At 56.9% G+C, this 20,938-nt stretch carries 23 protein-coding genes and 1 pseudogene; 8 read left to right on the top strand and 16 right to left on the bottom strand.

What is annotated here, in order from left to right; all coding sequences use genetic code 11:
- From F1381_RS28895 to F1381_RS29290, 5 genes and pseudogenes are all read left to right on the top strand, one after another.
- Nucleotides 1-424 (top strand): transposase (locus tag F1381_RS28895; RefSeq protein ID WP_343043413.1); only part of this gene is annotated, 424 nt, incomplete at its 5' end.
- Between the two features lie 710 nt (nucleotides 425-1,134).
- On the top strand, nucleotides 1,135-1,698 hold the full coding sequence (locus tag F1381_RS15635; RefSeq protein ID WP_151735770.1) for an FAD-dependent oxidoreductase: 564 nt from the start codon (nucleotides 1,135-1,137) through the stop codon (nucleotides 1,696-1,698).
- 146 nt (nucleotides 1,699-1,844) lie between these two features.
- Complete coding sequence (locus F1381_RS15630; RefSeq protein WP_151735769.1) at nucleotides 1,845-2,648, top strand: hypothetical protein; 804 nt, start codon at nucleotides 1,845-1,847, stop codon at nucleotides 2,646-2,648.
- Between the two features lie 98 nt (nucleotides 2,649-2,746).
- On the top strand, nucleotides 2,747-2,920 hold the full coding sequence (locus F1381_RS28335; RefSeq protein WP_187355374.1) for an AlkZ-related protein: 174 nt from the start codon (nucleotides 2,747-2,749) through the stop codon (nucleotides 2,918-2,920).
- Nucleotides 2,898-3,011 (top strand): annotated as a pseudogene (locus F1381_RS29290) (VOC family protein); the annotation flags it as partial. The gene F1381_RS28335 and the pseudogene F1381_RS29290, both read left to right, overlap by 23 nt.
- 114 nt (nucleotides 3,012-3,125) lie before the next feature.
- Here F1381_RS29290 and galU read toward each other — a convergent pair.
- From galU to F1381_RS15585, 8 genes are all read right to left on the bottom strand, one after another.
- A complete protein-coding gene (gene galU / locus F1381_RS15620) occupies nucleotides 3,126-4,103 on the bottom strand; it encodes a UTP--glucose-1-phosphate uridylyltransferase GalU (RefSeq protein ID WP_222850449.1) in 978 nt (325 codons plus the stop codon).
- A complete protein-coding gene (locus tag F1381_RS15615; protein ID WP_246188050.1) occupies nucleotides 4,033-5,103 on the bottom strand; it encodes a glycosyltransferase family 2 protein in 1,071 nt (356 codons plus the stop codon). Before F1381_RS15615 ends, galU begins: the two co-directional genes overlap by 71 nt.
- Before the next feature lie 76 nt (nucleotides 5,104-5,179).
- A complete protein-coding gene (locus F1381_RS15610; RefSeq protein ID WP_151735767.1) occupies nucleotides 5,180-7,357 on the bottom strand; it encodes a glycosyltransferase family 39 protein in 2,178 nt (725 codons plus the stop codon).
- Nucleotides 7,358-8,031: 674 nt separating this feature from the next.
- On the bottom strand, nucleotides 8,032-8,580 hold the full coding sequence (locus F1381_RS15605) for a DUF1697 domain-containing protein (protein ID WP_151735766.1): 549 nt from the start codon (nucleotides 8,578-8,580) through the stop codon (nucleotides 8,032-8,034).
- A gap of 17 nt (nucleotides 8,581-8,597) precedes the next feature.
- On the bottom strand, nucleotides 8,598-9,407 hold the full coding sequence (locus F1381_RS15600) for a phosphotransferase family protein (RefSeq protein WP_151735765.1): 810 nt from the start codon (nucleotides 9,405-9,407) through the stop codon (nucleotides 8,598-8,600).
- An 18-nt stretch (nucleotides 9,408-9,425) separates the two neighbouring features.
- Nucleotides 9,426-9,722, bottom strand: a complete 297-nt coding sequence (locus F1381_RS15595; RefSeq protein ID WP_151735764.1) for an antibiotic biosynthesis monooxygenase family protein — start codon at nucleotides 9,720-9,722, stop codon at nucleotides 9,426-9,428.
- A 50-nt stretch (nucleotides 9,723-9,772) separates the two neighbouring features.
- Nucleotides 9,773-10,420 carry a BTB/POZ domain-containing protein gene (locus tag F1381_RS15590; protein ID WP_151735763.1) on the bottom strand — a complete coding sequence of 216 codons (648 nt, stop codon included), beginning with the start codon at nucleotides 10,418-10,420 and terminating at the stop codon, nucleotides 9,773-9,775.
- Between the two features lie 27 nt (nucleotides 10,421-10,447).
- The gene (locus F1381_RS15585) at nucleotides 10,448-10,966 is read right to left on the bottom strand and encodes a DJ-1/PfpI family protein (protein WP_187355373.1); all 519 of its coding nucleotides are present in this window, start codon (nucleotides 10,964-10,966) and stop codon (nucleotides 10,448-10,450) included.
- Between the two features lie 279 nt (nucleotides 10,967-11,245).
- Here F1381_RS15585 and F1381_RS15580 point away from each other — a divergent pair, with 279 nt between their 5' ends.
- Entirely contained in the window at nucleotides 11,246-11,584 is a 339-nt protein-coding gene (locus F1381_RS15580; protein WP_151735761.1) for an MGMT family protein, read from the top strand.
- Here the strand turns inward: F1381_RS15580 and F1381_RS15575 are convergent.
- From F1381_RS15575 to F1381_RS15545, 7 genes are all read right to left on the bottom strand, one after another.
- Nucleotides 11,539-12,261: a DUF1361 domain-containing protein gene (locus F1381_RS15575; protein ID WP_151735760.1), complete on the bottom strand. Its 723-nt coding sequence runs from the start codon at nucleotides 12,259-12,261 to the stop codon at nucleotides 11,539-11,541. The genes F1381_RS15580 and F1381_RS15575 overlap by 46 nt on opposite strands.
- 154 nt (nucleotides 12,262-12,415) lie before the next feature.
- Nucleotides 12,416-14,191, bottom strand: coding sequence for a SulP family inorganic anion transporter (locus tag F1381_RS15570; RefSeq protein WP_151735759.1), 1,776 nt, complete (start codon nucleotides 14,189-14,191; stop codon nucleotides 12,416-12,418).
- A 203-nt stretch (nucleotides 14,192-14,394) separates the two neighbouring features.
- A complete protein-coding gene (locus F1381_RS15565; RefSeq protein WP_150272067.1) occupies nucleotides 14,395-14,721 on the bottom strand; it encodes an ArsR/SmtB family transcription factor in 327 nt (108 codons plus the stop codon).
- A 118-nt stretch (nucleotides 14,722-14,839) separates the two neighbouring features.
- Nucleotides 14,840-15,223 (bottom strand): hypothetical protein, encoded by a 384-nt coding sequence (locus tag F1381_RS15560; protein WP_151735758.1) that lies wholly within the window; start codon nucleotides 15,221-15,223, stop codon nucleotides 14,840-14,842.
- A 183-nt stretch (nucleotides 15,224-15,406) separates the two neighbouring features.
- A complete protein-coding gene (locus F1381_RS15555) occupies nucleotides 15,407-15,715 on the bottom strand; it encodes a putative quinol monooxygenase (RefSeq protein WP_151735757.1) in 309 nt (102 codons plus the stop codon).
- A 69-nt stretch (nucleotides 15,716-15,784) separates the two neighbouring features.
- A complete protein-coding gene (locus tag F1381_RS15550) occupies nucleotides 15,785-16,420 on the bottom strand; it encodes a nitroreductase family protein (RefSeq protein ID WP_151735756.1) in 636 nt (211 codons plus the stop codon).
- A gap of 51 nt (nucleotides 16,421-16,471) precedes the next feature.
- Entirely contained in the window at nucleotides 16,472-16,906 is a 435-nt protein-coding gene (locus tag F1381_RS15545; protein ID WP_151735755.1) for a MarR family winged helix-turn-helix transcriptional regulator, read from the bottom strand.
- A 207-nt stretch (nucleotides 16,907-17,113) separates the two neighbouring features.
- Between F1381_RS15545 and F1381_RS15540 the strand changes: the two genes are divergently transcribed.
- Nucleotides 17,114-17,893, top strand: a complete 780-nt coding sequence (locus tag F1381_RS15540) for a carbon-nitrogen family hydrolase (RefSeq protein ID WP_151735754.1) — start codon at nucleotides 17,114-17,116, stop codon at nucleotides 17,891-17,893.
- A 557-nt stretch (nucleotides 17,894-18,450) separates the two neighbouring features.
- Here the strand turns inward: F1381_RS15540 and F1381_RS15535 are convergent.
- Complete coding sequence (locus F1381_RS15535; RefSeq protein ID WP_151735753.1) at nucleotides 18,451-19,629, bottom strand: lipoate--protein ligase family protein; 1,179 nt, start codon at nucleotides 19,627-19,629, stop codon at nucleotides 18,451-18,453.
- Between the two features lie 330 nt (nucleotides 19,630-19,959).
- Between F1381_RS15535 and F1381_RS15530 the strand changes: the two genes are divergently transcribed.
- Entirely contained in the window at nucleotides 19,960-20,871 is a 912-nt protein-coding gene (locus F1381_RS15530; protein WP_151735752.1) for a CHAD domain-containing protein, read from the top strand.
- Nucleotides 20,872-20,938 lie beyond the last annotated feature (67 nt).

Raw genomic sequence — 20,938 nt, 5'->3', positions numbered from 1 at the left:
TGAATTCACGGATGAGCAGGGACGTCGCTACCGGCTCGTGACTTCAATTTGGGATTTGTCGGCAGAAGAAATTGCACAGATTTACAAATGCCGCTGGCTGATCGAGTTGTTTTTCAAATGGGTGAAGCAGCATTTGTCGACCGTGCATGTACACAGCTACAAGCCACAGGCGATATGGAATCAGTTGTTTCTGGTTTTGATTACGGCGCTTCTGGTGCAGGAGGTCAATGCCTCATTGGCGTGTAAAACAACGCCCTGGCAACTGCTTAGACTGATGCGAGTCTATTTGTATCTGCCGTGGTCCTCTCTGGAAGAAGAGCTATTCAGGCCGCGCAGAACGTCCAAAGGAAGACCACGAGGTGTCCCACCGAAGCCGAAAATCTTACGAACAACGGTAGGTGAACTCCGGGCGAGTAAAAAGTAATCCACACACAAAATATGGAATTAATTGACAACTGGTGCCTTACATTTATACCACTATTCCTTTTTAGCTTGGCAGTCAAAAACAAATGTAAAAACATCCCTTTAAATACTTTAATAAACAACATCTAATTACATGTCAGGGTTAATGCAACGCTAGTGGATTTTCACCACTTAAATGCTCATTTGTGCGGGGGAGCTCTAATCTAGTTCGATAATCGCCACTTAATTATAGTGAAATTGATTACTGGTGCGAATTTTCGTCAAATTAGATGGTGAAAATCCAACTAGAATCAGCAAATGGCACTTTACTCGGTAAATAAGTGGCGGAAATCCAACTAGCATCTGGAGAGCATGAATTGCAGCCATTCCCCGGCCGACTTGCGGGAAGGGCTGGGGCATTCACACATGGGCTTATTAGATTTGGATTGGTCATGGTGCTAAGCCCATGCTTCCGATGCGAGTTTTGTCCGCAGCGGATTCAGGGGGCTCAGCTAAACAAAACTAAGCCCATGCTTCCGATGCGAGTTTTGTCCGCAGCGGATTCAGGGGGCTTAGCTAAACAAAACTAAGCCCATGCTTCCGATGCGAGTTTTGTCCGCAGCGGATTCAGGGGGCTTAGCTAAACAAAACTAGGCCCATGCTTCCGATGCGAGTTTTGTCCGCAGCGGATTCAGGAGGCTTAGCTAAACAAAACTTTGAGGAGGCTACACTATGTACGAAATCGCCGTTATCGGCGCCGGCCCGGCCGGTGCCAGCGCAGCGCTGTTCGCCGCCAAGGCCGGAAAGTCAACGCTGTTGATCGACAACGACAAGGGAATGACCCGCAGAGGCTGGTATGAGAACTATTACGGCATTGCCGAAATCGGCGGACCCGAGCTCGTGGAGACCGGGCATAAGCAGGCAGTCAAATTCGGCGCCACACTGGTGGAAGGTCAGGCCGTGAGCCTTGCTAAGGCAGCCGAGGGCTTCGTAATCGAAACCGAAAACGGCGACTCCTATGAAGCGAAGCATGTCATTCTCGCTACAGGCGTGCTTACCGATCTGGCCGCAGCGGCCGGCGTGGAGACCAAGGACGGCACGGAGCCGCGTATCAAGACCGTGGTTGCGGTCACTCCGGAAGGCAAGACGAATGTGGAAGGCATCTGGGCGGCCGGAACGGTTGCCGGAGTCAGCGTGCATGCTATCATTACCGCCGGCGACGGCGCGAAAGTCGCTATTAATATTATCAGCGAGCTGAACGGTGCCCGCTATGTCGACCATGACCTGCTGAAATAAATCCGGCGGCAATTACTGCAATTGACAGCAGCAAACAGGCATGATAATTTTACGGTAGAATATTAAAGGCAATGTAACCTTTGGGTTCAACCTCGCTGAGAAGTGGGTTGGGCCCTTTTTGCATTTTCAAACTAAGGAGGATGATTATGCTCAGAACAGAATGTCTGCTGCAGCGGCTGGAGGAGATCGGCAGGTCGCTTGAACGCAAGGGGGGAGCACTGCTGCTATTAGGCGTAGGTTCCGTTGGCACCGAGACCGGACGGCTCGATGAATATTCGGACCTGGATTTCTTTGTTATCGCCGGGCCGGGGCAGAGGGACAGATATATTAAAAATTTGGATTGGCTCGAAGAGATACATCCGCTTGCCTATGCTTTCCAAAATTCAGAGGTTGGGTACAAAATCCTGTTCGAGGACGGAATTTACGGAGAATATGCGGTATTTGAAGAATCGGAGCTGGGGGAGGCCTCCTATTCGGGCGGCCGTGTCGTATGGAAGAATCCTGCGTATACCGGCAAAGAACCGGTCATCTTATCTTCCAACCGGCTCCCCGTACCGAAAAAGAGTTCCCTGGACTATCCCTTGAACGAAGCCCTGACTAATCTGTACGTGGGGCTCGGCCGTTATGCGCGGGGGGAACGCCTGTCTGCCGTACGGTTCATTCAAAGCTACGCTATAGACAGCATTCTATCCGTACTCCATCTGCTGGAGGAGGAGGTGGCGTACTATCCCGATCCGTTCGGGAATGAGCGGCGGCTGGAGAAGAGATTTCCCCGGTTCGCGGAAATCATAGGCGGAATGATGCAGGGCTATGATCATGTTCCCGAGTCGGCGCTCCGCATTCTGGATTTCCTGGAGACAGTGTACCCGGTCAATCCACGGCTAAGCGCGGAGATCCGGCGGTTGGCCGATCGGATATACCAGCAGGAAAGCGCATCCAAAGATGACTGAACCGTTTTTTTGCCAACAAGCCGGATAATGGACATGCAGAGACTGGGCTGCTTGCAGTAGAATCATCATATCCCAAGGGTGTAAAGGTGTTAATAACGATGAAAATGTTGAGCTTCACGGAATTTCTCCAACTGGTGGAGAGGCATCAGATTTTGCCATTCTCCGGCTTTATTCCCGATTACCCGTCGTTGACTGCCGCCGCCTCCGGCAATGATTGGCATACGGGCACCGAAACGGATCCATGGCTCGGAAAAAGGCGTTACGTTCGTTAATGCGCCGCTTAACCGGGAAGACTGGGGGATCCGGCTAGCCCATTTCAGAGACCCGGCGGGAAATTTGATTGAGATCAATCAGGCCAAATAATAGCTGCCCACGGCGAAATACGCTTGTACAAAAGGCTGCTCCCCTGACAGAGTCCCGGTTCAGTATCCGGAATCTGCGGAAGCAGCCTTATTGGTTCTTAGGGTGCCTCTAAGATTACCCGTTCCGGCTCCCGGCATCAGAAGCTCGCCTTCCTCCATGGCGCTCCAGGGCGCTCCATGCCGCTCCCGGCCCGGTAAGCTGCGCGTCTTCCTCTGCAGCCAGGCCCTCAAGCAGCTCCCGCAAATACGGCAGCAGCTGCGGGCGCAATTCCTCCCGGGCAAGCCCCATCTCCAGCGTCGCCTGGATGTAGCCGAATTTATCTCCGATATCGTAACGTTTGCCGGCCAGCTCCAGCGCCAGCAGCCCCTCGCAGCGGCATACGGCATGCAGCGCATCCGTCAGCTGGTATTCGCCGCCCGCCCCGCGGCCGAGGCCCTTCAGTGTCCCGAAGATGGAAGGCTGGAGAATATACCTGCCCATAATAGCATAATCCGAGGGCGCCGCTTCCGGTGAGGGCTTCTCGACCAGTCCGCTCACGCTGTGGACATGGCCCGCAGAGCCGGCGGTGGCAATGATACCGTACTTGCCGGTGTCCCGGCACGGCACACGCTGCACTCCGACAATGGTCTGCTCCCTTTGCTCATACAGCCGTATCATCTGGGACAGCGCCGGCGGGTCCGCGACCATGATGTCGTCGCCGAGAAGCACGGCAAACGGCTCGTCGCCAATGAACTGCTCTGCACAGGCGATGGCGTGGCCGAGTCCAAGCGGCTCCTGCTGCCGGATATAATGGATGCTTGCCAGTCCGCTGATATTCCGGATTTCCCGCAGCATCGCGTGCTTCCCTTTAAGCAGCAGCCTTTGCTCCAGCTCCGCCGACTTGTCAAAATGATCCTCGATCGATTTCTTATTCCGGCCGGTCACGATAATAATACTCTCAATCCCGGATCGGACGGCCTCCTCCACAATATACTGGATCGCCGGCTTGTCGACGATCGGCAGCATTTCCTTAGCCTGTGCTTTAGTGGCGGGCAGAAACCGTGTGCCCAGGCCCGCCGCCGGTATAACGGCTTTGCGGATTCTCATCGCTATACGCCTCCTTTTCCTGCGGAACCTGCTGCCATTGCGAATTGCGGTAATCCGCATCTGCCTGCCGCTTGCCGCCGTAGAACTCCTGGACAATATACAGCGGACGCCCCTTGGTCTCATCGTAAATCCGGCCGACATATTCGCCCAGAATGCCCAGCATAATCAGCACAAATCCGTTAAAGGTAAGCGTAATGCCGATCACCGATGCCCAGCCCTTAACCGCCTCGTCGGTGAACAAGGCCAGGTAAACGACATACATCAGATAGAGGAAGCCGGATACGGACAGCAGCCCGCCCAGAATCCCCGCCAGCTTCAGCGGCTTGTACGAGAAAGAGGTGATCCCGTCCAAGGACAGCTTGATCATCCGCTTGAGCGGATATTTGGTCTCCCCGGCCAGCCGTTCATCGCGCTCATATTCAATCGCCTTCTGCCGGAAGCCGACCCAGCTGACCAGTCCGCGCACAAACCGGTTCTTCTCCGGCAGACGCTTCAACTCATCGCAGACTTTGCGGTCGATCAGCCGGAAATCGCCGGTATCGACCGGGATGGAAATATCGGTGCAATAGCGCAGAATGCGGTAAAACGTGCTGGCCGTCCACTTTTTGAACAGCGATTCGCCTTTGCGTTTAATGCGTTTGGCGTATACGACCTCATAACCCAGCTTCCACTCGGCAATCATATCGAGAATCAGCTCCGGCGGGTCCTGCAAATCGGCGTCGATAATGACCACCGCATCGCCCAGGGCATAATCCATGCCGGCCGTTATGGCGATCTGGTGCCCGAAATTGCGGCTGAGATCAATCAGCTTCACGCTCTCATCCCAATAGCTGTACTCCTCGATCATCTGGGCGCAGTTGTCTGTGCTGCCGTCATTGACGAACAGCAGCTCATACGGCTCGCCAGTGGTGCCCATTACTTTTTTGATCCGGCGGTAGGTTTCCTGGATAACCGCTTCTTCGTTGTACATCGGTATAATGATGGAATAGCGCACTTTGATGCTCACAGGGCAGCTCCTCCTTGTAATTGTAATCATGAAGCACACAGGCTTGCTGCGCGCTTCATGCCATGCTGACTGTCTGCTAATGGAGTGTAACCTCGTACAATGTGCCGCCGTTTACATCGCCCGTTGTCCCCTGCCATTCCCCGGCCGGTACCTCTGTGCCGTTCGCGGCAATCCAGCTTGTGACCTCGGAGCTGCCTCCACCCCGCCCGCCGCTGCTTGACACGTAGAAATACTTCACGGCTCCGCTGCGGACCAAGGCCTCCAGACTCTCGGCGTCATATACCGGATCGGAGCCGGAATATCCGTTGAGAATGACGACAGATGCTCCTTCGTCAATGATATACGGGCCTGCTGTCGAGTAATTTAATGCGGCAAACAGATATTTCTCACCGTTGTTATGCTCCTCCAGATAAGCGATAAGGCTCTGGTTCACCTCGCCGCCTTGCATTCTGCCGCCGCCGACGCTGTTCGCGCTGTCCGGACCGGCCGCAGGCAGCTGGCTGCTCTGTCCGTAAGTAATCGGCGTGAGTGCCCAATATAGCGGCCCAATCAGCAGCACCAGCATGCCCAGCACCGCCGTCAAATGTGCAAACGGCTTCTCCTTCGCTCCGAGCAGCCGGAACAGCACCAGCAGCAGAGTAATTACTACGCCTGAAACAAGCACGGTGATGGACCAGCCCGCACCGATCATAGCATCGTACGGATGGATGATATACCATGCGAAGCCTGCTGTAGCGAGCACGGCTGCCGGGAGCAGCCAGAACAACCACAAAGAGCGTTCCTTGTAATAATGCCACAGCCGGGTCCAGCCTGCTCCGGCCAGCGCAGCCACCGGCGGCCCCATCATGATCAGGTAATATTGATGGAAGAACCCGGCGATGCTGAAGAAGCCCATCACCGGCACCAGCCAAACCAGCCAGAACAGCGCCTCCTTATGCTGCTGCGTGAAGTTCTTCCTGCGCAAGGAGGCAAATAGACCGATGACGCCGAAGAATACAAGCGGCAGCAGCCAGCTCGCCTGCCCCGACAGCTCCGCCTGAAACAGCCGGAGCGGGCCTGGCGTGCCGGTGTTGAACATCCCGCCACCGCCGCCGGGAGCTCCCATGCCGCCGCCGAATTGCCGTCCGCCGCCATCCGTGCGGTTGCCGCCGCCAAAGGAGAAGCCCTCGCCGGACCCGCCATCCCGGCCCGGCGGCATTCCTTGGCCATCTCCGCCGGGCATGGCCGGCATGCCGCCGTCCTGACCGCCGGCCGGAGCAGAGACCGCTGTGGCTTGGCCTTGTCCGGCATCCGTCACAGCTGCGCTGCCGCCCGTTGCACCCGCGGCGCTGTCCGGTGCGGCGCTGCCTGCTCCGTTCTGGCCGGCGTCCGGACGCCCGCCGCCGGAACTGCCGCGGCCATCTCCGCCGGGCATGGCCGGTATTTCGCCGCCGCCCGACATGCCGCCACCACCGCCGGTGCTACGGTCGCCTGTCAGGCGGGAAACGCCGTTATAGCCGAAGGCCAGATTCAGCACGGAGTTCGTACCGCTGCTGCCGATGTAAGGCCGCTCACTCGCAGGCACCGAGTCGACGATCACCGCCCAGGACAGCGAAACCGCAAGCAGCACTGCGGTGCAGGCGGCTAGGACACCGGTCTTCTTCTTCCAGTTCACCTTGCCTGCGATGATATAAAAAAGATAAAAGGCCGGCACCACCATGTAGGCCTGCAGCATTTTTTCATTGAAGGCCACGCCGATCAGCCCAAAGGCGGCCAGCAGGCTGCCGAGCTTATTGCGCTTCGTTCCGCGGAACAGAAACCATGCCGCCAGCAGCAGTGTAAATACCAGCAAGGCATCGATGTTGTTCGTCCGGCTGACGGCTGCGGCTACAGGTATGGTTGCCATCGCCAGTGCGGACAGCCGGGCAGCTGTACGGCCGAAAGTCGGCTTTACCAGCAGATACACCAGCAGTACCGAGCCGACGCCTCCCAGCGCCTGCGGCAGGATGACGCTCCAGCCGTGCAAGCCGAAAATCCAGGCGCTGATGGTCTGAACCCAAAAGGTCACAGGCGGTTTATCAACCGTTACTGAACCGGCAGAATCCAGCGATGCATAAAAGAAATTATGAAAGTTCTCCAGCATGCTGCCCACCGCGGTGGTATAGTACAAATTCACATATTGATCATTCCAGATCCCGTAGCCGTAGAGGAATGCCGCCAGCAGCATGCTGCAGATTAACACGGCATCAAATTCCGGCCTTTTCAGCCATTTCATTCGCTCCACTCCCTTTGCACAATCAATTCAGGCAGTGCTCCGCACCCCCCGGTGCACTTTTTCCTTATCCGCATTATCGCAGTCCTACCTTAAGTCATAATGAAACTCCGCTGAATGTTTGCTGAAACGTAAATATATGTTAACTATGGATTCTTTGTAGCGCCTTTATGGAGAGTTAGCCTGCTCTGAGGCATAACTCATTTATGAGCTTAGCTCTATTCCGTGAAATAAAGGAATTTTCTACCTCTAATTTCGGGCAAGAGGCGTTTTTAAGGAACTTAATGGTATTTCCTACCTCTAATCTAATGAATTCAGGGAAAAATACATTATCATCCCAGATTTTAGGTAGTTTTTGCCGCTATTTTGGGGTGAGTAAGTTAATCTGCATATTAGAGGTGGTTTTTGCCGCTAATTTATTTCCTGCTCCTCCATGTCAAAAAGCCCCGCCAAAGGCGGGGCTCGGTGGAGATATGACATTGCGGCGTCATGGATACCGACCATCATATACTATGGCATTAGAGTTCACCTGATCCAACTCATCTTGATTAGCGGATACTGCGGCAATAACGCGGCTGGTCCAACTCATCATTATGGATTGACGACTAAAGTGGAACTAGAGCACGCGTAATTTCAGTTAGCCTTTATTGACAGACGCTGACAGCCGCCGGGCTCAGTCATCCCTTTTCCCGCGCCATTTCGGCCAGCTTGGTAACGGTGTTCCAATTGCGGGTTGTCATGTCGGTACCGAGAATCTGGTCCAGCCTGACCTTGAACAGCGGCGATTTGCTGATGCTGGCCTCGTAGAGCGTATAGAGCTCTCGGCCGACCACAGTCAGCTTGTCCGGCCCGCCGGCGTAGGGCATCAGCCGCTCCAGTGCATCGGCTGACGGCTCCTGTTCCAGAAAGGAAACATAGAGCCGCTTGTAATCCTCCTTGGCGGCAAGCGGATACGGATTGGCGGCCGCGGCCGCCTCCAGCTCCTCCCGGCTGCGGATCAGAACGGAAGCGCCGAAGCCGAATGTCCCGGCGATCTTCTCCTCAAGCGCCCGGGCAAGGGGGCCTGCGGCAGTCTCCGCGCATTCGAACACAACGTTGCCGCTCTGGATATAGGTCCGCACCTGCCGGAGCTCCAGCGACTCGAACAGCGCTTTTAATTCCGGCATACGGATTACCTTGTTGCCGCCGACATTAATGCCGCGCAGCAGCGCTATGTATGTATTCAACTATACCCCACCCCCACTTATTTGCTGCTCTTGCGCAGCCGTCTGCGGATTTCCCTGGCCAGCTGCTCCTTCTCGCCGAGCGGAACGCCTTCCCAGAGCCGTGCTGAAGCTACAGGCACAATCCAGGCGTTGATAGCCGAGTAGTTCTTGCCGGTTAGCCGCAGATATTCCCTGATATACAGCTTCGTCAGCCTTTGTCTGAAGAAGCCCGTCACGAATTTCCGGAGGAGCGGCGTGCCCGGCGGCATCGCCCCCATGGACAGCAGCAGGACGGTCCGCGCCGCATCGGCATCCGGGTGGCCGGCAATGCCGGTCATCCAGTCGATGACCCAGGCTTCGCCGCCGACAAGCACATTGTCCGGATGAAAATCCCCGTGGCACAGGCGGTCGCCTGCCGGAAGCCGGGCCAGCTGCTCCAGCACGGCGCTCTTCTCGTCCATCGTCAGCATCGGTGCGGCGATAATGCATTTCTCCAGCTGCTCCTTCTGCCGGACCTGCGGATCTGGGCCCTCCAGCTGGTGCAGCCCGGCGTGCAGTCCGGCCAATTGCGCGGCAAATGCGCTTAACTGCAATGGCTTCTCGCCGATCAGCTTCAGCAGGGAGACCCCTTGCACCTGCTCGAATACGATGCCTTGGCGTCCTTCCGCTTCGACAAGCTCCAATGGCTGCGGCGTCCGCAGGCCTTGTTCATACACATGCTTGCTGATCCGGTACTCCCGCTCCACCTGATAACCGTCGATTTCTTCCCTGTACAGTTTCAGGATCGTTCCGTCCCCATACACAAATACCTCTGCCGTCCGGCCGATGCCTACTCTCTTCCCTTCCATCTATCTATCAGTCTCCTGTCAGCTGAGATTAATATCCGTGAAATGCTCAACTACCGGGAACGGGCTGTAATAGTGATGGAGCAGTGCTTTCCATTCCTGATATTGCGGGGATTCCCTGAACCCCACAGTGTGATCCTCAAGGCTGCGCCACCGGACCAGCAGTAAATATTTATGATCGTCTTCAACACAGCGCTTCAGCTCATGCCCCAAATACCCCTCTATGGAGGAGATCAGCGGGGAAGCCGCTCTGAAGCTGTTCTCGAACTCGGCGGTCAGGCCCGCCTTTACCTGCAGCATTGCCGCTTCCAGAATCATTACCGCCTCACACTCCCTTCCGTATATAAGGACCGTTCTGTCCGATAAAGCTACTCTGTCTCCGGTCCCCCCCTGGATATCAGCGCATCGACAAAGAATTCATGATAAAAATTGTTAAGCACAAGCAGTACCGCCAGCGACTCTCCGGTGCTTCCCACCTCCAGCGAATGGTTGGCCTCGTCGATGCAGTACACTCTAAGCCCCGGCAAATCGCGTACCGCCGCCGCATGCTGTTCGGTGAACAAAGGATCTGCTCCGCCGTAAATAACGGTCCCCCGGCTGGCCTGAATCGCCGGAACGGCATCCGCAACCGGAGTCAGGAACAGCTGGGATAGGTCTCCCTTCACGTCCGGATCGTCCGCCAGCCTTCCGGCCAGCACTGTGCCCAGGCTCTTGCCGATGAACAGCAAATGCTCATAGTCGGGCACAGCGGCTAGCGCAGCCTTGCATTCCTCGGCAAGGATATCCAGCTCTTCCCGCTTGAAGGCCGTCCGGGCGCTCTGATACCCGTATTCGAGCACCAGCAGGTCGCAGCCGTATTCCGCGGCCACCTTGGCCGCATAATACAGCAGGGGCCGGTCAGCCGGGTAATTCTGTCCCGGGAATACTACGGCCAGTGTTTTACCGCCCTGCGCATTGTATTTATGTCTTACTTCTCTGCCCCAGTACGAGGGCATTACAATATTGGATACGGCCATTCCGGGCTTCCTCCCTTATCAGCCTGGTTATACCGGCTTGAAATGCTTAAAGAAATCAATGGTCTCCTGCAGATCGGCTTCATCCTTGTAAATATTCAGCAGCCTGCCCAGCTCCAGCGCGAAGTCGACATAGCCGTTCGGGCGGGCGGTCAGAATATGCCCGCTGAGGACGACGCTGTCCGCTGTGCTTCCGTCATCGACATGTGCTCTGCCTTCCAGAACACCGGCTGCCTGGAGCACCGACACTCCGCCGCATATTGCAGCAACCGGCTTCCCCTGATCGCTCAGAGTGCGGATCAGCTCCAGCAGGCCCGCATGCGACTTCAATTCCTCCGTGTCGCCGCCGGGAATGACCAGCACGTCTATAGAACCGACATCGGCCGACAGCAGATCCACCGACGGGTTAACCGAGAAGTCCTCGGCGGAAACCACAGCTTCGCGGCTGAGGCCCAGCGTGTGGACCGGTCCGGCTGTTTTCAGGAAATAAGCGGCAAGCATCACTTCAAACTGCACAAAACTGTCATAAACCAGCACATATGTATTCAAGCATATCACCTTCATGATCTGATTCGGGTCTGCGATCTTCCGTTGCTATTATTATAGTCATCCCGGAGCACAGATGGAAATGTGAAAATCCTGCTGCTATGATGTTTGCAATGATTCCTGCAGATATAAGGCGCTGTCCCCTCAGGATATCCCCGGCCTTCCGCATTCACAGCGCTCACCCCCGTCAGCTTGATATTATACAGACAAGCCGGCCTGAACGGCCGGCTTGTCCTATTTCTGATATAATGCAGCTATTCCTCAAATATAAAGGAGTTCCCCATGACACCATTCACAGCAAGGGTTATCACCGTCATCCGCTCCATTCCCGAAGGCAAGGTGATGACTTACGGCGGCATCGCCCGCGCTGCCGGCAGCCCACGGGCAGCCCGTCAGGTGGTGCGCATCCTGCATTCCATGAGCCGCAAGCATAAGCTGCCCTGGCACCGGGTCGTTAACGCCCAGGGGCGGATTGCCCTTGCGGAGGACGAGGCGGCTTCCCTGCAGCGGCTGTATCTTCAGAGCGAGGGCATCGTGTTTGACAGTGAAGGGGCTATCGATCTGCGCAGCTATCTCTATCTTCCCGAGCGGCCGGAGGATTTCCTGCCGCCGCCGGAATAAGCGCGTGCACCTCCGCCCGAGGCACCGTTCATCAGAAAATACAGCGTGGCATAGATAACCAGCAGCACGAGGGCGATGAACAGGCTGAAGTACAGGGACTGGCGGTTCAGGCTCTCCCCGACAAGCTTAATGAGCTGATGCCGGTCCGTCAGCACATCCCAGCTGTTCAGCCGGTAGACCCGGCCCAGCAGAACCCCGTATCCGCCGAGCGCACAGGCGGCCAGCACGAAGATCCAGGAGAACAGCTGGCCCCGCTTCCGGCAGATGACGTTCTGGAACTGGTAAAGGGAGAAGAAGCCGGTCAGCCAGCCGCTCCACGTGAAGAGCAGCAGCACCATAAGATCGTACCAGAAGCGGCTCTGCACTTCACCGTTTACGATATAGACACTCTTGCGGATAGTCAGATGCAACAGATCGGTCATCAGATAGGGAGCATTCGGAAAAAACAACAGCCAGGCGATCCCCAGCGGCAGCGCCAGAAGCCCCAGCGACCTGCGCTTGTCCAGCTCGTGGGCAGCCATGGAGAACAGAAACGGCACCCAGGCCAGAAAAAGATTCCAGAGCAGAAAATCATAATAATTATCGGTTCTTGCCGCCACTATCCGGTATACCGCAATGGTTGCGGCGGACAGGCCGGCCAGCAGCACAAATACCCTGCCGTAATTCAATTCCTTCATCGGCGAAAGTCTCTCCTCTTCTCAAGCAGCTTGGCCGTTCCCGTCAATATCTGGATTTCGGCCCACTATAACTATAACAGCCCGGGCTGCTGGATGCACCCGGGCTTTTGTTATGCGGGAATATGAACAAGATCGAGATATGCTTATCCGGGGCTTAAGCTTCCCCGCCCAGCTTCCGCGCTGCTGCGGGCGCCCGGCCTGCCAGCGCAGACCGGCCGGAAGGCTCGGGCTTCGCGGCGAAGGCGGCGCACTCCCGGAATGCCGCATGCCGGCAGCCCTGGCAGCGGCCGGTGTCCACGCACCGCAGCGCAGCCTGTATCGCTTCGCCCGTGCGGTCATAGAACTGCCCCGCCCCGATTCTCTCATACAGCCCGGTGCGTTTCAGCAGCTCCAGCGGCTGCGGCTGGAGGCCCGAAATAAACAGCCGGCCGCCGTTCTCCTGCAGTCCTTTGACCAGCGCAGCCAGGTTGGCTTCCCCTGTCGTATCTATGAACGGAACCTTCCCCATCCGGAGCAGGACGGTCTGTGCCTGATCCGGCCCGGAGGAGGGCATCGTATCCGCAAAGCGGTAGGCTGCGCCGAAGAACAGCGGGCCTTCCATATCATAGATGGCAAACTGCGGGCAATCATGGTTCTCCGTAACCATCTGCGGCAGCACCTTCACGGAGGCGGAGTCCGGCAGCACCTTGGATACGAAATGGCTTTGCCCCATCCGCTTGATGAACAGCACGACGGCCAGGATCAGGCCGGCCTCCACCGCCACGGTCAAATCGGCAAATACCGTCAGTACAAAGGTGATGAACAGCACCAGCGAATCGCCGGTCTTCAGCTTGAGCAGATGCATAAATTCCTTGCGTTCGCTCATATTCCAGGCCACCACCATCAGAATCGGCGCCATCGCAGCGAGCGGAATGCTGGAAGCATAGGGGGCGAACAGCAGCAAAATGAGGAGTACCACAACGCCGTGGATAACACCAGACAGTGGGGAGGCTGCACCGCTGCGGATATTGGTGGCGGTGCGGGCAATGGCGCCGGTCGCCGGAATGCCGCCGAAGAGCGGCGCGGCAATATTGGCTATTCCCTGGCCGATCAGCTCGCGGTTGCTGTTATGGCGGGTGCCCGACATGCCGTCGGCCACCACCGCAGACAGCAGTGATTCGATCGCCCCCAGCATGGCGATGACAAAAGCCGGCCGCAGCAAAGATCCGAGCTTATCCCAGGTGATTCCGGGAATGCGGAAGCTCGGCAGCGTGCTGGGAATATCACCGTATGCGGAGCCGATGGTCGTCACCCCGCCCTTGAAGAGCAGCGCGGCCGCGATACTTGCCAGCACCAGTCCGACCAGCGAGCCCGGCACCTGCGGGGCATACCGCTTGCCCAGCAGAATCACCGCCAGGCAGATTCCGGCCGTGATAATTGCGTAAAGATTGACGGTAGAAAAATGCAGCCCGATCTCTTTCATATTGTCCACAAAGCGCTCGTGCCGCTGCATACCCGACAGGCCCAGGAAATTACCGATCTGTCCGGTAAAAATAATGACGGCGATCCCTGAAGTAAACCCGACCGTGACCGGCTTCGGGATGAACTGGATCAGCACGCCCAGGCGCAGCAGTCCCATAAGGACGAGCATCACCCCGGCCATCATTCCGGCAATGAGCAGATTCTCCAGGCCATACTGCATGCCGATGGCAAACAGGATCGGGATAAAAGCTCCGGTAGGCCCCCCGATCTGAAACTTCGACCCGCCGAACAGTGAAATCAAAATGCCCGCCACAATGGTCGTATAAATACCGTATTCCGGCTTTACCCCTGAAGCAATGGCAAAAGCCATTCCCAGCGGAATGGCGACTACACCGACGATTGTCCCGGAAAGCAAATCCTTACGCAGAGAAGCAACATTGTAACCTGCAAAACGGCCCTGCCCGCTCATCCATCAAACCTTCTTTTCTTTAAATATCTGATTATTTGAATATATCAGCAATATTAGGGCACTGCGCCGCAGATGTCAACGCTAAACCGCTTTTTCTTGCCGCAAACTGCCCGCAAAGTGCAGCTGTGTTTCCGTGCAGATTCAGAAGCTTTGCCGGTACCCACCGCCCGTAAAAAAAAGAGTCCCGGGCGGATGCCCGGGCTCTATTCACTGCGGATGCCTTCCAGCAGCGAAATGGCATTGACGAGGTGGTTGTCAAAGATTTGCTTGGCCACCGCCAGCAGGTCCTTAATCAGCGGGTCCCGCAGCGAATAAATGACCGTGGTTCCTTCCTTGACACTGGCGACCACATTTTTGGCCCGGAGTACAGCCAGCTGCTGGGATACCGCCGAGCCTTCGGAGCCGAGGATGGCCTGCAGCTCGTTTACATTCTTCTCGCCTTCGCTCAGCAGCTCCAGGATGCGGATGCGCATCGGGTGAGCCAGCGCTTTGAAGAACTCCGATTTGAATTGCTGAATATCGCTGTTCATTCTGATTCCTGCTCCTTACCGCTGTACTTCAACCTGTTGTTTTATCTTAGCTTATTTTGCCGCAGGTTGCCATGCCCGCAAGAAACAGCACCGGGCGGAGCCGGCCGCAGGCGGGATTCTACAGATAAACCGGGTATAACATGAGCGCGTCCGTCCGCAGCTCCACATACCCGCCAAGCGCCATCGGCTCGCCCAGACACTCGAACATCACCAGAGTATCCCCCAGCCGCAGATACCCGGCTCCATCCTCCTCGATGCTCTCCAGCACCCCGGTCAACACCACACTCCCGCCGTCGAGAGCAATGGCGGCGGCCGAGCGTTCCGCCGCAGGCACAATATCGATCCAGCGCATCAGCAGCCCCGGCACCTCGAATTCAGCTTCCAGCACCGAGCCGGGGCTGCAGGCCTCAGGGCCGTGCCAGATTCCTCTTCCTTCGCCGAAGGCCGAAAGAAAGTAAATTTCATTGTGCCGCAGGCCGCGTTTGAGCACTTGAATGTTCAAGCGTAATCGCCTTCTTCCGTTTATGTTGTTTTATTATCATATTTTTCGGGCGTTTCGGCAACAGAAGGCAGAGCTAGGCCTAAGCGAATCTATTCCCGCCAAACCGAAAAAGGACAAGCCGGCCGCAAAAGTTTGGGCCGGCTTGTCCGGAGCATTATTTTATAGCGTTAACCAGTAGATACCTTAACCTTGCAGCTGCACAGGCTCACCGCTGAATACCTTAACATCAAGCGGCGCGGTCAGGAACTCGGCAGCCTTGCCGGCAAAGCCGGTAAAATGCGGACTGGCGTTATGGGCGGCCATAGCTTCGGCATCGCGCCAGGTTTCGATCATAATATATACGGTTCCGGCATCACCGGAAGCTTGCTTGTACAGCTCATAGGAGAGGTTGCCCTCTTCCTGGTGGGTGGCAGCGACCAGCGACTTGGCTTCGGCCAGGAACTGCTCCTCACGTTCTGGATTGACGTGCATAACGGCATGAATAATAAACATCTGAAATTCCTCCTCTAAATAGTTGGCTTGGCTTATGGTTTATCCGCACTTAAATGTTTACCGAATTAATTATTTCCACTCGGCGATGGTTTCAATCGGCAGACGGACGGAGGAATAGCCCTCTTCCGCCGCTTTGCCGATGGAGACCAGCATTACCGGCAAGTAACGGTCCTTATCCATCCCGAAGGCCTCGGCGATGCGGTCCTTCTCGTAACCGCCGATCGGATTGGTGTCATAGCCATGGGCGCGGGCCACCAGCATCAGCTGCATGGACACCAGGCCGGCGTCGATCAGCACAGTATCCTTATTCACCTCGGCAGGCAGGTTCGCATAGTAGCCGGCGAGTCGGCCAAGCTGTGCTTCCTTGACTTCCTGCGGCATTTTGCCGACTTCTACGGCCATGCCGTAGATGGTCTCAGCATAAGCAAAGCTGTCCAGATCGCCGAATACGGCGATGACCGCCGCAGAGGTCTCCACCTGCGACTGATTGAACTTGGCAAGCGGCGCCAGCTTGGCCTTGGCTTCCGGGCTTTCAATCACCAGAAACCGCCAAGGCTGCATGTTAACTGAAGACGGCGCTAATGTCGCTTCCTCAAGAATCTGCGTCATTTCTTCTTTGCTGATTTTGACGGACGGATCGTATTTCCGGATCGAGCGGCGGCTGGTGATTACAGCCTTGAAATCAGGATTGGAGATTTCGGACATGATTCATAAGCTCCTTTATATTGGTTTAAATTCTGGCTTTAGTCTGACAGGCTACAACACATTCATATTATCATGAAGCCGGAGAAGCATACCTTTGAGCGCTGCACGCTCTTCTGCGGCGAACCCGGCCAGAAGGCCTGAAATGAAGCGGCTCTTCTCTTCCTTGTAGCAGTGAACATGTTTCCTGCCCTCATCGGTCAGGGAGACGAGCGTCACCCGGTTGTCGGCAGGATTGCTGCGGCGGGCCACCATGCCCTGCTCCTCCAGCGCCTTCAGATGGCGGGTAATGGCCGCTCCGTCGATTTCCAGCGTCTTTTGCAGCGCGGTCTGACTGATCTCCTCGGCACTGAACAGCCCGTGAAGAAGCCGGACCCGGGTGGGACTGGTACCCGCACAGCGGGCGAACGCCGGAGTAACTCCCTTATTCAGCAGCTGCAGCAGATCAAAGATACCTTCCTCTTCGTGCTGAATATTGCTCAGGTCCATACCCCCTAGCCCTGTTGCGGATAGCGGCCGATTGCCTGCTGAATAAATCTTATAAGAAATTAACCCCGCAGTTAAACCTGTTACCGCAAATTAAATTGTGTAAAATGTTTTTGACAAAACCCACTTTACACCGATATACTTGACCCGTCAACAATTATTTTCCGGTAGGGTGGAAGTTCTGCATTAGAAACCAAGGGAGGCCCTTTTATGAAAATAACGCTGCTTCAGCTTGATATAACCTTCGGCAATCCGCTGGCCAATTATGCTGCGGCGGAACGGGCTATCCGCAAGGCGGCGGAAGGACAGCCGGACTGCATCCTGCTGCCCGAGCTGTGGACGACGGGATACGACTTATCACGCCTGGAGGAAATTGCCGACCCGGACGGCCGAAGCGTCAAAGCCCTCGTCTCCGCGCTTGCCCGGGAATACGGCATCCATATCGTCGCCGGGTCGGTCGCCAGTAAAGGCCTCAGCGGCATCACCAACACGATGTATGTATTTAACCGCCAGGGCCTGCCGGCCGGTGAATACAGCAAGCTCCATCTGTTCCGCCTGATGAATGAGCATCTGTATCTGCAGCCCGGAGAAGCCAAGGGACTCTTCACCTTGGACCAGATTTCTTGTGCAGGCCTGATCTGCTATGACATCCGCTTCCCGGAGTGGGTACGCGCGCATACCGTCCAGGGCGCGGAGGTGCTCTTCGTCAGCGCTCAGTGGCCGCTGCCGCGCTTGTCCCACTGGCGCGCGCTGCTGATCAGCCGGGCGATTGAGAACCAATGCTATGTAGTAGCCTGCAACCGTTCGGGTGCCGACCCGGCCAACCGCTTCGCCGGGCATTCGCTGATTGTCGATCCTTGGGGCGAAATCATCTGTGAGGCGGGCGAGGGGGAGGAAATGCTCAGCGGCGTCATCGATATACAGCTGGTGCGCAACGTACGCGCCCAAATCCCGGTCTTTGCCGACCGGCGCCCGGAGCTCTATTTATAGGGTCCCTGCCGGGTCCATCATTAAGGACAGTCCGAACGGTGTATCATTAGGGCAACCCTTCTGGTGCATCGTCATAGGTTCCACCGGGGCCATCATTATGACAGACGGTTTTTTGCAGCTTCGAAGGAGATGGCAGCACTGGGGTTTGGAGTTTGGTCTGCCAAAATTTTTGGGCTGCTGGACTTTCAGACTTGTGCTCCCGCCGCATACGGACTCAGATGCTCTTATTTCACCTTTATGATGCGTAATGAGCAGCGTATCGGACACCAGAGACCTCATTCCAAAATGATATCGCATACATTACTTCGTATAGCATAAATAACGTCATCTGTGTCCGTTCCAACCAGAGAAACAGACTTTGCCGACGAAATAGCGCCTCTACAGTCCGTTTAGCAAACTTCGGCGGGGCGGTGTGTAAGATAGCCGCGGCCGAGCCAAGCCGCCACGGCGCGCGGGCAGCAGTTCGACGCAGACAGCGGATCGCCCGCTGCGGATCGATCCACGCGCCGCAGCACACGCGGGCAGCGGCTCGGCGCGCACTGCGGGCCGCCGCGCCGTTAACGGGCGTAGCGCTCGCGCAGCAGCCGCGCCGCCTCAAGCACGCGCGCGTCGCTGTACCGCAGCGCGTAGCCCGTCTCCCGCCGCAGCTCCGCGGCGGGGACCAGCCGGACGCCGCGGTGCGCGGCGGCCTGGCGGATGCCCTCGGCGAAGACCTCCGCCGAGTCCGGACCGCCGAGCTCGCCCAGCGCGGCGATCGTGTCCGGGCGGACGCGCGGGTAGTCCAGCGCGTCATCGCCTCCGGCGGCGGCCTCGTAGAACGCGCGGATGATCTCGCCGCGTTCCCGGCCGGAGCCGGAGACCACTACGAACGCGTGTACGAAGTACGCGTTCTGCTGCCGCCGCTGGGCAATGCCGCAGAACTTGCGGCCGCCCACGGCGAGGTCGAAGTCGCCGGGACAGTAGGACCCGGCGATCTCTCCCGCACGGATGAGCGCAGCCGCCTGCGGGTGGCTTACGGCGACGGCGTCGCGGATCAGCGACGCCAGCAGCCGGAAATCGTCATGGAAGTCGAGCTTGCCCGCAGGCTTGGGCAGAACCAGGGACACATTGACGATTCCCGCATCAAGCGGCACCGCTGCGCCGCCGGAGTGGCGGACCGCCGTGCGGAGGCCCCGGCGCTCCAGGTCCGCCATCGCAGCGGCTGCGCCCGGCAGCTTGCTGTCCCGCAGGCCCAGCGCCACGCCGCCGGGATGGCTCCACACATGCAGCCCCGCCGGGATCAGGCCGGCGCCCACATCGCGGCATAATGTCTCTTCGTAAGCGAAGGGGATGAGCATATCGCCCGCCGCAGGCCCGCCGTGTACCCCAGTCTGCATTTTCCCGTCTGTCACGCCGTTCTTTTGCTCAGCTACACTCAGCATGTTCCCATCTGTCACGCCGTTCTTTTCCTCAGCTACACTCAGCACTCCCTCATCTGCCTCGCCTTTATTCTCCTCTGCTGCCCCATCCCGGATTCCCGCAACTGCTCTGCCCTCAGTAACCTCATCCTTCTTGTCCCCAGCCGCCTTACCCTGAGTCTTCGCAACCGTCTGCCCCTTCCTGCCCTCAGCCGCTGTATCGCCCTCAGCCTCACCGTTCGCCGCACCGGCATGGACGAGATGCTCGAACAGCCCCATCACCGGAGGCAGCGTGCCTTGCACTTCCTGCTCCCCGCCGTCAAAAAGTCTATCTTTCATACCCGACCACCTGCCGGTCCATCCGGGACCGCCCTCTCTGTCATCAATAATATACTAATCTCTTACCGTAGCTTAAGCAGCGTTCCTGCCCAGCCCGTGAAATGTTACTCGTTTTCGGACACAATCATTTCCCAGCCTGTGTTCACCGCCGCCTTTAATGCAGACCTATTGTAACCTATCCCGGCCGTCAGCGAAACCTTGGCGCGGATGGGGCATTTGAATTACCGGCAGGATACCTTTATCCTAATATCAAGAAGTTTAATAGCAGCTGTTTAACACCCGCTCAAAAAGGTTCATGCTTTACACAAGCCTTGTGAGGAGTGATGACGCATGACAATCCAAGTACCGGCCCGCGAACGGCCGCCGGGAAAGCACAGCAGGCAATGGGAAGACGCACTGAGCAAGCATTACGATGATTTCATCAGCTACAGCCAGGAAGCGCTGCAGAGCTTCGACGACGAAGCCGTCCACCAGGCCAGAGTCAACAGCCGCAAGCTGCTGACGCTGCTGTCCATTCTTGACCCCGGGCATACCGCCGCAGGAGAATTGTACGCCATCTTCAAGACAGCCCAGAAGCGGCTCGGCAAAGTCCGGGACGCCGATGTCCTCATCCATTCATTCAACAAAAGACGCAAAAAGGCCAAGGCAGAAGGCGCCGGCAAGACCGTGCGGCTGCTGAAAGCCGTAATCAAGTTTCAAAAAGCGAAGCGGAAGAAATTCCGCCGCAAACTGGCCGCCGAGCTTCCGGAGCTTGCCGGGGAACGCCTGGAGCAGCATTGGCAGCGCTTCATCTCGAAGCAACTGGAGAGCCTCGTCGCCAAGCGGGACCCCAATGTGATCATGCGCGAGCTGGAGGTGGCCTTCGAGCAGCAAAAGAAGCACTGTAAAACGCTGTTTAAGAATCCGCAAACGCCGCCAAAAGAAGCCTTTGAGGCACTCCACGAGCTGCGCATCGCTGCCAAGGAACTACGCTATACCGCCGGTGCGGCCGAATTTGCGCTTGACCAGAAATTCCATGCCCATGAGAGCATCTACAAAGAAATTCAGGAACAACTCGGGGAAATCAACGACAAGCGGGTCTGGCTGGAAACCTTGCAGGCCATCGGCCGTGAAGAGCTCGACGTCGGTAAAAAAACATGGAATGCTTTTACGGAGAGCCTGCGCCAGGAGGTCCAGGAGGCATTGCAGAACAACGAGGTTATTCCGGTCGCGGACAGCGCTCAAGTGATGGCCCGCTCCTGAGCCTCCGGCTCAGCTTTAACCACAAGAAGCAGGCAGGGAATGCATGATCCATGCAGCCCTGCCTGTT

The sequence above is a fragment of the Paenibacillus tengchongensis genome (assembly GCF_008973665.1).
Classification (GTDB): domain Bacteria; phylum Bacillota; class Bacilli; order Paenibacillales; family Paenibacillaceae; genus Paenibacillus_AQ; species Paenibacillus_AQ tengchongensis.
This window is presented reverse-complemented; position numbering and strand designations above follow the sequence as displayed.